7 protein-coding genes, 2 tRNA genes and 3 rRNA genes are annotated in these 13,337 nt (G+C 43.2%); 8 read left to right on the forward strand and 4 right to left on the reverse strand.

Going from position 1 to position 13,337, the window contains the following annotated elements:
- Positions 1-5: 5 nt before the first annotated feature.
- The gene (locus HUU58_09895; GenBank protein ID NUN45986.1) at positions 6-653 is read right to left on the reverse strand and encodes a response regulator transcription factor; all 648 of its coding nucleotides are present in this window, start codon (positions 651-653) and stop codon (positions 6-8) included.
- Positions 650-3,784: a hypothetical protein gene (locus HUU58_09900; protein NUN45987.1), complete on the reverse strand. Its 3,135-nt coding sequence runs from the start codon at positions 3,782-3,784 to the stop codon at positions 650-652. The genes HUU58_09895 and HUU58_09900 overlap by 4 nt, the downstream gene beginning before the upstream one ends.
- Before the next feature lie 1,003 nt (positions 3,785-4,787).
- Here HUU58_09900 and HUU58_09905 point away from each other — a divergent pair.
- From HUU58_09905 to HUU58_09930, 6 genes are all read left to right on the forward strand, one after another.
- Positions 4,788-6,280 (forward strand): 16S ribosomal RNA (locus HUU58_09905).
- A 139-nt stretch (positions 6,281-6,419) separates the two neighbouring features.
- Positions 6,420-6,493 (forward strand) — tRNA-Ile (locus HUU58_09910).
- A 27-nt stretch (positions 6,494-6,520) separates the two neighbouring features.
- Positions 6,521-6,594 (forward strand) — tRNA-Ala (locus HUU58_09915).
- 189 nt (positions 6,595-6,783) lie between these two features.
- Positions 6,784-9,655, forward strand: a 23S ribosomal RNA gene (locus HUU58_09920).
- Between the two features lie 76 nt (positions 9,656-9,731).
- Positions 9,732-9,848 (forward strand): 5S ribosomal RNA (gene rrf, locus HUU58_09925).
- The 16S, 23S and 5S rRNA genes sit together here with 2 tRNA genes alongside, the layout of an rRNA operon.
- Positions 9,849-9,989: 141 nt before the next feature.
- Complete coding sequence (locus HUU58_09930) at positions 9,990-10,283, forward strand: RNA-binding protein (GenBank protein NUN45988.1); 294 nt, start codon at positions 9,990-9,992, stop codon at positions 10,281-10,283.
- A 105-nt stretch (positions 10,284-10,388) separates the two neighbouring features.
- Here HUU58_09930 and HUU58_09935 read toward each other — a convergent pair whose 3' ends face one another.
- Positions 10,389-11,354, reverse strand: a complete 966-nt coding sequence (locus HUU58_09935; protein ID NUN45989.1) for a stage II sporulation protein M — start codon at positions 11,352-11,354, stop codon at positions 10,389-10,391.
- A 75-nt stretch (positions 11,355-11,429) separates the two neighbouring features.
- Here HUU58_09935 and HUU58_09940 point away from each other — a divergent pair, with 75 nt between their 5' ends.
- Positions 11,430-11,849, forward strand: coding sequence for a ubiquinol-cytochrome c reductase iron-sulfur subunit (locus HUU58_09940; protein ID NUN45990.1), 420 nt, complete (start codon positions 11,430-11,432; stop codon positions 11,847-11,849).
- 37 nt (positions 11,850-11,886) lie between these two features.
- Positions 11,887-12,300, forward strand: a complete 414-nt coding sequence (locus tag HUU58_09945; protein NUN45991.1) for a Rieske (2Fe-2S) protein — start codon at positions 11,887-11,889, stop codon at positions 12,298-12,300.
- Here HUU58_09945 and ftcD read toward each other — a convergent pair.
- Positions 12,287-13,336, reverse strand: a complete 1,050-nt coding sequence (gene ftcD, locus HUU58_09950; protein NUN45992.1) for a glutamate formimidoyltransferase — start codon at positions 13,334-13,336, stop codon at positions 12,287-12,289. The genes HUU58_09945 and ftcD overlap by 14 nt on opposite strands.
- Position 13,337: the final 1 nt, after the last annotated feature.

The following is a 13,337-nucleotide window of genomic DNA, read 5'->3' on the forward strand; positions in this document are numbered from 1 at the left end:
AGGTATCAGATGATGCGATTGCGAATTGCTTTTGCAATGGCCTCTGATTTAGTGGATGCATGCAGTTTGGTATATATGTTTCTGAGATGGTATTTAATTGTGCTGATGTGAATATGTAGATCGTCGGCAATGGACTCGTGTGTATACCCTTTCGATAGGCGAGTTAATATGTCGCGTTCACGTTCAGAAAGCGTTATTTTTTGATCTTCAGTTACGTTATAAGAGTGAAACGCTTTCAGCAAACTAACGATTTTTTTTGCAATGTTTGCATTCATAGGTGAACCTCCGCTGCATACCTCGCGAATAGATTCGAGGAGACGAATTGGTTGTGTATGCTTCACCAGGTAACCATCTGCACCACTAAGCAACGCCTCTAAGATTAATTCATTATCGTCATATACTGTGAGCATGATGATATTAATATTGGCGTAATGCGCCTTAATGTGTTTAAGAGCTTGTATTCCTGACATGCCCGGCATTTTTATGTCCATTAATATTACATTTGGCAACGTTCTTTTTAATTTTTCCAAAAGGGTTTCGGCGTCAGCATAAGTGCCAATGCACCGAAATCCGTCTGTTCCATTAATGAGACTTGATAACCCTTGACGGACGGTCACATTGTCATCAGTAATAATGACTTGAATTTCGCTCATTTCAATTTTCCTCGGTACTCCACCGTTGTTCCTGTCTTTTCAGTACTGTATATAAGCAATTGGCCGCCAATACTGGCAGCTCTCTTTTTCATGTTACCAATACCCATACCTTGAACAGTTTTTTCATCGTAGCCGATGCCGTCATCAACAAGTTTGATTCTAATGAGGTTTCCGACTTTTGAAATGCAAAGATACATTTCGCGGCAGTGACTGTGTTTAATGCAATTGTGAATGGCTTCTTTGAAAATTAAAAATAACTGGCGACGGGACTCCATAGAGATATTCAGCTCATCGGTAAAGCCCAGATTCTCAATTCGAAATTTAATATTCATAATACTTAAAATATCCGAGTAATAATCGCTGAGTCGGATAGTCAATGCTTGAGCGGAATCATTTATAGGGTTAACAATCCATAACACGTCGCTAAAATTAGTGATTAAGTCATTAGATCTTTGCGATATGGTCTGCAGTATTTGTAATACTGGCATAGGGTCGTCGATACTATTTTTCTGGGTGGCCTCATTCGCCAAAATGACAATTTCCGTCAAACCTGCGCCGGTTTGGTCATGCAATTCGCGTGCAATCGTTTCTCGGAATTTCTGCATTCTCAAATAAGATCGTATCCTATATAAAACTATGCCTGCAATGGTAAGTACACCAGTGAAGATGCATCCCAAAAAAAACCATGTTGTTTGCCAAAATGGAGGGTCAATATAAAAATCAAATTTTTCTTCTTTTCCCCATAATCCATCGCGTCCAGCGCCACGAACCCTAAAAGTATATGCTCCAGACGATAAATTTTCATAATGTGCCGTACGTTCACCTGAAGTTGCCCGTATCCAACTGTCATTGAATCCATCCAGGGCATACTGATATTGATTTAGCTTTGGATTGTCAAAGTCAAGAACCGCAAACTTAAAACTAATCGTATTGTCCTGGTAGTATAATTTTAGTGGAGATGCATTGTTGTATCCGATGGAAGTTCCATTCACACTAATGTCGGTAATGGTTACATTGGGTTGTGGTACTTTCTTATGTATGTTCTTTGGGAAAAAGGAAGTGATGCCGTTTATTCCACCGAAAAAAAGCTTGCCTGATTGAGACTTTAAGAAAGCCCCGCTATTAAACTCATTGCTCTGTAATCCGTCACCTTTGTCATAATTGAAAAATCGCCTTGTGGACATATCAAACATTGAAATTCCATTATTAGTGCTCATCCATAAATTGCTATCGGCGTCTTCAATGATGTTATACACAACATTACTAGCCAGACCGTCCTCCTGAGTATAAACAGTGAATGAAGAATCTTGTTCATTGAACTTACACAAGCCTCCACTGGTTCCAACCCATATATCCCCGGTTGACGATTCGGTTATTCCGAAGATATTGTTACCTCCTATGCTACCAATTTGTTTTTTTTCATAAATAAAGCGATTCCAAGTTTTCGTTCGGCGGTCGAATATTTGTAAGCCATACCCCCATGTTCCAATCCATAAGTTGCCCATACGGTCGTCATAAATAGAGTTGACCAAATCAAATCCCCATTCTCCTTGTAGATCACTGTTAGTGAAAACCGTAGTTGTGCCGGTAGTTTCATGAACACAAAATAATCCAATACCTTCAACGGCGACCCACAGATTTCCTTCTTTGTCATAATGTAAATCAATGATGTTGATGCGATCGTTCGGATTCCATTTGGTCAATAAGTTAAAACGTTTAAATTCCTGTTGTTTAATGTTAAAAACATACAATCCATTTCCTTCTGTTCCAACCCAGAGTTCTGTCTCGTTTTTTTTTTGCAATGATAGTATGGATCGGTTTGAATATCGAACATCTGCCAGACTATAGCGTGTTAATTTATTTGTTTTGTAATCTATAAATGCCAAACTGCCACCTCGGGTTCCGACCCATAATCCACTTGCTGTATCCTCTTCGATAGCCCATACGATATTTGATTCAGTGTCCATATCGCTCTGACGTAGAGAATAGTAGTTGAATGAATTTAGTGGACTGTTTAGTCGGTTGATACCGGCACCCTCCGTTCCTATCCATAAATGTTCTTGGCTGTCAGAGAAACCACAAAAAATGAAGTCACTGGACAAGGAAAATTCGTTTTTTCGATCATAATGATAATTTTTGTAGGTATGATTAGTCAAATCTAGCGAAAACAATCCATCGCCGTGCGTCCCTACCCATAAGTGATCGGAAATTTTAGATAAAAAACGAATATCGCATTGATTGAGTATTGAACTGTTGTTTGGGTAGGGAACCAAACTATTTTGTTCGGCAACAAACAATCCACTTCTGGTGCCAACAAAAAACACATTATCTGCATTCCGTAAGTTGATTTTAGTTATAGTATTGATTTGAACTTCATTTTTATCATTTCTGCCCATTTTTAATTTTGAAAAATTTTGTGTGCCATATTCATACTTTAACACCCCTTTATTTTCTGTTCCAATCCACAAAAAACGAGATTCGTGGTGCAAAGCGGTGACGCCCTCAAGTTCGAAGCCTGGTAAAACAATTTTCACGCTGATCCTCTTGTGTTTATCGAACTTGAATAGTCCTAAGCGAGTGCCTATCCATAAGCTTCCCAGGTTATCATCTGCTATGGATAGTATATCATTTTGTGATATCGAATAGGACGGGGAAGTATGAAATGTAAAACTGTAAAAAACATCTTGGCGGCGATCATACATATTGAGTCCGCCGCCTTTGGTTCCTATCCATATATTACCATTGGAATCTTCATATAGGCACCGAATAAAATTTTCAGATAAACTGTTATAGTTCTTTCGAAGCTTATATACCTTAAATTCATTGCCATCAAACCGATTTAATCCGTCTTCTGTGCCTACCCAAATAAATCCCAAATGATCCTGAAACGCACACTGAACGCTATTTTGTGATAAACCAAAATTGATGTCAATGTGATTGAATAATTCGGATTGCGAAAAGTTTGTTTTATCTTGTGCCAAGACTTTGTTAAAAATCAAGAGACAAAAAATAAAGCAAAAGATCGTCACATCAATAAAAAATACCCTCAAAATCCTTGTTGGCAGGTGGAAATTGCGAGGAATATCCGCGAATTCCCCAGCGAACTTTTTACTATAAAGAGATAACTTCATTAGATTCAGTGTGTTTTTTAAAATTTCAATTGATCTCTATTTTCCGTCTGTAAAATAATATAATTTCAGGACTTGTTGTGTCTCGATTGTAAAAAAAAAGTTTTACTAAAATGGAAAAAATATAAATCGATGTTCATACTGTAAAGTAGACATCCCTATCGGCATTGACTCTTTTATTTATTAAAGTACACCACAATAGAATGTTGTACAATATAAAATAGCGAATTGCCTATTGTGCTTAGGTTGCCAATAATTCACACAACAAGTTCATGCTGCTTACAAATTGAACACTTATGGCCTTGCCTCAAATGATTCTTTTCTTTAGCGTCAGTCATTAATATTCAAGTAGAATAGACGTTGTAATCCGAAAAGCCTAAATGAGCAAATTCTACGCGGTGCCCAACAAAAGTATACTTAAATGTTTTTCAATATAGCTATTAAACTAGTCAATGTTAAATACAAAATCTAACGATAAAGGAGATTAACTAAAGCCGATCGTGTATAGGATACCTACCAAAGAAATACATATTTCTATACAATTCGAAAATAAGTGATAGATTCAATAAATTTCGACATAATCATTCAAATACCTCTTGACATCGGAAACTTTTTTTTGTATCATTGCAACCCGCTGATGAAATGGCGAAAATAAGAAGCGGCAAGTGTTGATAAATTGTTAATTGTTCGCCGAATGTTCATAGAAATGAGATTTTTGATTCTGGTAGTAAGTTTTTTAAAAAAACTTACTAAAAAGTAAAAAAAGACTTGCAATCAGAAACAAATTTGTTTATACTTACGTCCCGCAGTTGAAAAAGCGGTTTGTTCCTTAAAAAACAAGACTATAGCTCGCGAAAGCGAATTATAAATTATATCGCTGAGACCTTGAGTCGAAGCCCAATGTTGTTTGAAAATGAGAGTATACGTCGATCAATTCATTTATTGAGTGATTCTGGTCAAGATTAACCATCTTCTTTGTTAATAACAAAAAAAGATATTGACAACGAAGAGTTTGATCCTGGCTCAGGACTAACGCTGGCGGCGTGCTTAACACATGCAAGTCTAACGAGAAAGCGGTAGCAATATCGTGAGTAAAGTGGCGAACGGGTGAGTAACACGTAACCAATCTGCCTTGAAGAGGAGGAAAACTGAGGGAAACTTTAGCTAATCCTCCATAATGTGGTGCCTATCGCATGAGAACATCATTAAAGATTTACTCGCTTCGGGAAGAGGTTGCGTCTGATTAGCTAGTTGGCGGGGTAAAGGCCCACCAAGGCGACGATCAGTAGCTGGTCTGAGAGGATGATCAGCCACACTGGGACTGAGATACGGCCCAGACTCCTACGGGAGGCAGCAGTGAGGAATATTGCGCAATGGGCGAAAGGTGTAGGATGAAGTCTTTCGGGACGTAAACTACTGTTAGAGGGGAAGAAACTCCGGTTACGCCGGGGGTGACGGTACCCTCAGAGAAAGCCACGGCTAACTCTGTGCCAGCAGCCGCGGTAATACAGGGGTGGCAAGCGTTGTCCGGAATTACTGGGTGTAAAGGGTTCGTAGGCGGGATGATAAGTCAGCGGTCAAATCCGACAGCCTAACTGTCGACTATCCGTTGATACTGTTGTTCTTGAGTACAAGAGAGATGAGTGGAATTCCCAGTGTAGCGGTGAAATGCGTAGAGATTGGGAAGAACACCAGTAGCGAAGGCGGCTCATTAGCTTGTTACTGACGCTGAGGAACGAAAGCATGGGGAGCAAACAGGATTAGATACCCTGGTAGTCCATGCCCTAAACGATGAGGACTAGGTATTGGCTCGCAAGAGTCGGTGCCGCAGCTAACGCATTAAGTCCTCCACCTGGGGAATACGGCCGCAAGGTTGAAACTCAAAGGAATTGACGGGGGCCCGCACAAGCAGTGGAGCATGTGGTTTAATTCGACGCAACGCGAAGAACCTTACCTGGGCTCGAAATGCTACTGCAAATCTATGAAAGTAGAGTTCCCGCAAGGGACGGTAGTATAGGTGCTGCATGGCTGTCGTCAGCTCGTGTCGTGAGATGTTGGGTTAAGTCCCGCAACGAGCGCAACCCTTACCATTAGTTGCCATCATTCAGTTGGGCACTCTAGTGGGACTGCCGATGATAAATCGGAGGAAGGTGGGGATGACGTCAAGTCATCATGGCCCTTACGTCCAGGGCTACACACGTGCTACAATGGCAGGTACAGAGGGCGAAACCGCAAGGTGAAGATAATCCCAAAAAACCTGCCTCAGTTCGGATTGAAGGCTGCAACTCGCCTTCATGAAGCTGGAATTGCTAGTAATCGCTGATCAGCACGCAGCGGTGAATACGTTCCCGGGCCTTGTACACACCGCCCGTCAAGCCATGGGAGTCGGTAGCACCCAAAGTAGTGTCATAAGGACATTCCTAAGGTGAGACCGGTGACTGGGGCTAAGTCGTAACAAGGTAGCCGTACCGGAAGGTGCGGCTGGATCACCTCCTTTCTGGAGAATCTGTGTTGATTCGCTTTTAGTGAATTTACACAAATTCCGAATATAACGATCAAATTATCTTGTAAATGAATTTCGCGTATACTCTCTTTTTTTTTAAATTTTTGTTCTTTTAAAAATTTTGGTTTTATCCGCGGGCTTGTAGCTCAGGTGGTTAGAGCGCACGCCTGATAAGCGTGAGGTCGGAAGTTCAACTCTTCCCAAGCCCACTTATCGGACGACGTTTATAAATAATCGGGGCTATAGCTCAATTTGGGAGAGCGCCTGCCTTGCACGCAGGAGGTTAACGGTTCGAGCCCGTTTAGCTCCACTAATCAGATTACGCATATCGCTTCGGCGATAATAATATAGCGTGAAGATATCTCAGTGATATCTGCCAAAGTTCTTTGACAATTGGTGATGTATGTAAGATTAATGAATGAAACACGACTACATGTTTCATTCAACGAGAAAATGCTACTCATTTGCAGGAAGCTGATGTTTTATTAAAATAAAATTTTCAAGCTTTTAAGGGCATACGGAGGATGCATTGGCATCAGAAGGCGATGAAGGACGTGGCAAACTGCGATAAGCTTCGGGTAGGAGTTAACATCCGTTAAACCGAAGATTTCCGAATGGGACAACCCGACAGCGGTGAACCGCTGTTATCTCCTGATGAATTCATAGTCAGGAAGAGGCCAACCCGGGGAACTGAAATATCTAAGTACCTGGTGGAAAATAAATCAAACGAGATTCTCCTAGTAGTGACGAGCGAACGGAGAACAGCCCAAACCGTGGTAGCTTGCTATCGCGGGGTTGTAGGACCCTTGTAGTGATCGGTCAGTAAGTATGTGAAGTTCGCTGGAAAGCGACGCCATAGTAGGTGATAGCCCTGTAACTTAAACTGAACGCCGCACGTGGGTATCCTGAGTAGTGCGGGACACGAGAAATCCTGTGCGAATCTGGGAGGACCATCTTCCAAGGCTAAATACTCTCTGATGACCGATAGCGAAATAGTACCGCGAGGGAAATGTGAAAAGAACCCTTACTAAGGGAGTGAAATAGAACCTGAAACCGTATGCTTACAAGCTGTCGGAGCCGCGCTTCGGCGTGGTGACGGCGTGCCTTTTGCATAATGAGCCAGCGAGTTACTCGTACGTTGCAAGGTTAAGAAGTCATCAAGCTTCGTAGCCGTAGCGAAAGCAAGTCTGAAATGGGCGATTAGTAACGTGCGGTAGACGCGAAACCTCAGTGATCTAGCCATGGCCAGGTTGAAGTAGGGGTAAAACCCTATGGAGGACCGAACCGGTGTAAGTTGAAAGTTGCTCGGATGAGCTGTGGCTAGGGGTCTCCTCGAAATATCTTTAGGGATAGTCTCGGATAATACATCGTCATGGGGGTAGAGCACTGATAGGGCTAGGGCCGTCACAACGGTACCAAACCCTCTCAAACTCCGAATACCATTGACGAGTTCTCCGGGAAGCAGCTGGCGAGGGATAAGCTTCGTTGGCGAAAGGGGAAGAACCCAGATCATCGGCTAATGCCCCTAAGTATGGGCTAAGTGAGAAAGGATGTGGAACCGCAGTGACAACTAGGATGTTTGCTTAGAAGCAGCCATCATCTAAAGATAGCGTAATAGCTCACTAGTCAAGCAGTTCCGCGCCGACAATACACGGGACTAAGCCCGTCGCAGAAGCCGTGGATTTACAGATTTATCTGTAAGTGGTAGAGGAGCATTCCAGTAACCATTGAAGGTCGGGCGCGAGCCCGGCTGGAGGACCTGGAAGAGATTATGCTGGCATAAGTAGCGATAAGAGGAGTGAAAAACTCCTCCACCGAAAGCCCAAGGTTTCCTGAGTAAAGTTAATCTGCTTGGGGTTAGTCGGTACCTAAGGCGAGGCCAAGCGGCGTAGCTGATGGAAAACAGGTTAATATTCCTGTACTACTTTGTATTCGTTATCAGCCAAGGAGTGACGCAGAAGTGAAAGACGAGCCTGGACTGGTTTCCAGGTTTAAGTGCGTAGCGAGATCGCGTAGGTAAATCCGCGCGGTTGTTAAAGTGAAACACGAATAAGAAACGAGCCTCACGGCAAGCCAATTCGTCCTAATCATGCTGCCGAGAAAAACTTCTACGCGAGAATGCAGAGTAACCGTACCGTAAACCGACACAGGTGGGCGAGGAGAATATCCAAAGGTGCTCGAGATAGCGCTTGTTAAGGAACTAGGCAAATTGACCCCGTAACTTCGGGATAAGGGGTGCCCCGCAAGGGGCCGCAGTGAAATGGGATTACCGACTGTTTACCAAAAACACAGGAATCTGCAAAGTCGTAAAGACGACGTATAGGTTCTGACACCTGCCCGGTGCTGGAAGGTTAAGGAGAGAGGTTAGCGCAAGCGAAGCTTTGAACCGAAGCCCCAGTAAACGGCGGCCGTAACTATAACGGTCCTAAGGTAGCGAAATTCCTTGTCGGGTAAGTTCCGACCTGCACGAATGGTGTAACGCGGTGAAGATGCCGGCTCCCCGCAGCGGGACGGAAAGACCCTATGAACCTTTACTATACCTTAGCATTGTGTTTTGACATTATGTGCGTAGCATAGGTGGGAGACTTTGAAGCTTGCTCCTGGGCAAGTGGAGTCGCAATGTGAAATACCACCCTCATGATATCGAAATTCTAACTTAGTTCTGTGAATCCAGAACAAGGACATTGCTAGGCGGGTAGTTTGACTGGGGCGGTCGCCTCCTAAAAGGTAACGGAGGCTTGCAAAGGTCAGCTCAGCACGCTTGGTAACCGTGCGAAGAGTGCAAAGGCATAAGCTGGCTTGACTGTTAGGCCAACACGCCGAACAGCGACGAAAGTCGGCCTTAGTGATCCGGTGGTTCTGCATGGAATGGCCATCGCTCAAAGGATAAAAGGTACTCTAGGGATAACAGGCTGATCGGGTCCAAGAGTCCACATCGACGACCCGGTTTGGCACCTCGATGTCGGTTCATCGCATCCTGGGGCTGGAGAAGGTCCCAAGGGTTTGGCTGTTCGCCAATTAAAGCGGTACGTGAACTGGGTTCAGTGAACTGGGTTCAGAACGTCGTGAGACAGTTCGGCCCCTATCTGCTGTGGGCGTAGGATATTTGAAAGGATCTATTCTTAGTACGAGAGGACCGGAATGGACGAACCTCTAGTGCATCTGCTGTTTTACCAAAGGCACGGCAGAGTAGCTATGTTCGGACGGGATAAGTGCTGAAAGCATCTAAGTACGAAACCCACCTTGAGATTAGATATCCCGGCCGCAAGGCCCTAAAGACTCCACGGAGACTACGTGGTTGATAGGTCACAGATGTAAGCGCAGTAATGCGTTCAGTCGAGTGATACTAATAAGTCGTGCGGCTTGATTTATTTTATTTTAATAAGACATTATGCATTTTTTCAGCTTCCATACATCCCATTGTCTTTATTTTTGATGATAACAATTTCTGGTGATTATAGCGGCGGGGTCACACCTCTTCCCATTCCGAACAGAGAAGTTAAGCCTGCCAGCGCTAATGATACCATGTGGGTAACTGCACGGGAAAGTAGGTCGTCGCCAGATTTATTTTTAGCCCCAATCACCTCAAAAGTTATTGGGGCTTTTATATTTTTTTTGGATTCCGGTGGCGCTGCGTTGGGCGATCCGGATGATCGGTTGACAACGTAAATTAATATTTTTCTAATTTTTAAGAGGAAGTGTATCATGAATTCCAACAAACTTTACGTTGGCAATCTTTCGTACAAAGCGGACGATCAATCATTGACGGATCTGTTTTCACAAGCCGGTTCGGTAACGTCTGCTAAGATCATCATGGACAAAATGTCCGGTCGTTCCAAAGGTTTTGGTTTCGTCGAAATGGCCACCGAAGAAGAAGCTTCAAAAGCGATCGAAATGTTCCACAACTATTCGTTTATGGAACGCAATCTGACTGTGAATGTTGCTAAACCGATGGAAAAGAAATCGTTTGGCGATCGTTCACGCTCAAACCGCTATTAATCGATATTGAAAATCTCTTCGGATTAAACCGAAGTTAATTTTGACCTCAGCTATGAAAATGGCTGAGGTTTTTTGTTTAAATAATTCGATTCAATAGAGTATAAATTAGCTTATTTTATCCATTGCTTTGGATCGCATCAGGTACCAACCTAACACTATTAAATTTGCTCCAATAAAAATAATTTTCATCTCGTCCGGTAAAGAAAGTCTTGTAATAAAGCCTTCGATAATACCTGCAATAATAAGCATAGGAACAATGCCGATGATCAGCGTGAGGGCTTCGCGGGATGCATTGCGTAAAGCTGTTATGCGTGGAAAATTTCCGGGAAAAACCAAAGCGCGGCCGATACACAAACCGGCCCCGCCGGCAATAAAAACACTGAATAATTCCAATGTTCCGTGCATCATGATCGTAAGAAACGAAGAGAACAACAGACCATGCTTAAAAAATATATAAAAGAATGCGCCGATGATCAGTCCGTTGTGAAATAAAACATAGAGTGTGCCGATGCCGGCAAAAAGGCCAAATGCAAATGTTAAAAATGTCACTTTTATATTATTTGTCATCAAAAACCCGGACATCGCGGGACTTTGTTCGGATTTATATATTGCAAAAGGATCGTCAGAACGAATATTGGATTCTGTTTTGCTGACATAGGCATCACCAAGTAAATGCCTCGGCAAGTCGTTATTAGCAAAAGAACCGGCAAACGCAAATAATCCCCCAAGCACAAAAATCAAAGCTGAAAGAAAGATCAGACGTCGGTGACGTAAAATAGTGGCCGGAATATCTATTAAAAAATATGATGACCAGTGAAACCTTGTTATTTTGGTTCTTCCGTAGATCGTGTTATGAGAGCGGCTGATAAGCTGATGCAACTCGCCAACGATGCGTTCATATGGAAACGTCAACCGGGCAAATGCATAATCGGCACAAGCGGCCCGGTAAAGACGAATCATTTCCGTCAAATCCTGATGCGGTAAATTTTTGTCACGCTCATACGTATCTACTAATGCGTGAAGCTTGTACCAATGTGGTTTCTTTTTAGTGACGAAATCATCTAATGTCATAAAAACTTGTGGGCCTCTTCGATAAACTATATATTACAATATCTGAATTTTATCATAAAACGTAAAGAAAGTAAAATGATCCGAAGACAATTTTTGCTACGCATGGCAACTGCTTGTGCGGGGATTTTTGGAATGGGATTTACCGCTAAAAAAGCATTATTGGGCGAAAACGAAAAATTCGAAATCTTGATCAAGGACTATCCGGAATTGGAAAAAGTCGGCGGGTCAAAGCTCATAAAAGATATCGAAATAGGCTCACAAACGGACAATATTATTGTTGTTCGTAAAAAGGAAGATGAGTTTGTTGTTTTTTCTGCCATTTGTCGCCACAAAAAGTGTAATGTAAAATACAAAAACGAAAAATCGCTTTTCGTATGCCCTTGTCACGGTAGTACTTACGATATGGACGGAAAAGTGCAAAAAGGACCTTCCACAACCGACATTTTGAAATACAAATCGGAAAGAAAAGGCGATAAACTTATCGTATATGCTTAGAAAACCAACACAAGGTCGCAGAAGATTTGTAAAAGATATGATGCGGTTGATCGTAGCGTTACCGGTGATCGGAGGACTGGTGTTCTGGCTTAATGAAGATGAATCAACACCGGATTTGCAAGGCGATGTAAAAGATAAAAACGGTCAACCGATAAAAGCTTCGGATATAGATATCGGCCGCGGCAAAATTTGCTTGGTCAACGAAGAAAAGATCTTAGTGATCAACGATCTGGAACGTTACTATGCGCTTTATGCGCACTGTACACATCAAGGATGTATCGTTCGGTGGAACACTAAAGAAGCATTAGTGCAATGCGGTTGTCATGGCGCACGATTTGATACATCGGGTCATGTACTTATGGGGCCGGCCACGCGACCTCTTACAGCATATCAAGTCGTAATCAAAGACGGGTTTCTAAAATTATCCGGTAAAAAAATCACCCCAGCATAAAATCAATGATCTTCTTCTTGGGATCAAAAGGAGCCAGTTGGTTGAGGCCCAGTTGTTCGATCGCACAGTCTATGAGATCGTCATCGCTGCTGATTTGTAACTTTAATTTATCCGCATAAAATCGTCCGGCCATCGTAATTGCATCTTTAGGTATCAATCCTACAATTTCACTCCCGGTTACGCGTGTACCAAGGTTCGCGGCTTCCTTTTTACATTCTTCATAGGCCGTATGCATTCCGGTAATAAGGTAATTGAGTAAATTCATGGAGACTTGTGTGATCCCGAAAGACTCCATCCATATGCCTTTAGCTTGTGTTTCGCGTAATGAGCCCGGGATGCGAATGACTTTACCTTTTTCATCCTTCACCGTATTGCCTTGTGCATCCTTTTTGGGGCGCCCGCTTTCACGCACACGCAGTGCGATTTCATCAGCTTGCTGGACATCTTTGGTTTCTACGTTGACATTATAAGCGACAAGAAAAAATCGTGCACCGGTAACCGTAGCTCCGGAACGGGCTACGCGTTCAGAGTAATCTGAACTGCCGTAATCGGGAGCCCACATCGGATCGGTTAATTTTTCGCGTAAGCCTTCGTATTCACCTTTGCGGATGTCCGGTAGTTTTTTACGTTCCGGGCGACGTGCGGCATGTGCGTACAAATACATAGGAACGTGAAGATCGCGAGCAGCACGTTCGCCAAATTGATATGCGAGAGCGGCGCAATCATCCATGGTAACACCACTGACCGGAACAAAAGGCACCACATCCGTCGCGCCCATGCGCGGGTGTTCGCCCTTATGCCGACGCATGTCGATCGTTTCACAAGCGGCGGCCATACCGGCCAGAGCCGCATCCACACAGGGTTGCGGGTCGCCTGCAAAGGTTACGACCACGCGATTGTAATCTTTATCAGGTTCGACATTAAGCAAGCGGATGCCGTTTGTTTTTTCAATGGCGTCCGTAATGGTTTGTATTACTTTGGTATCGCGGCCTTCGCTGAAATTAGGCACGCATTCGACTATCGATTTGGTTGACATA

Source organism: bacterium (genome assembly GCA_013360215.1).
Classification (GTDB): domain Bacteria; phylum CLD3; class CLD3; order SB21; family SB21; genus JABWCP01.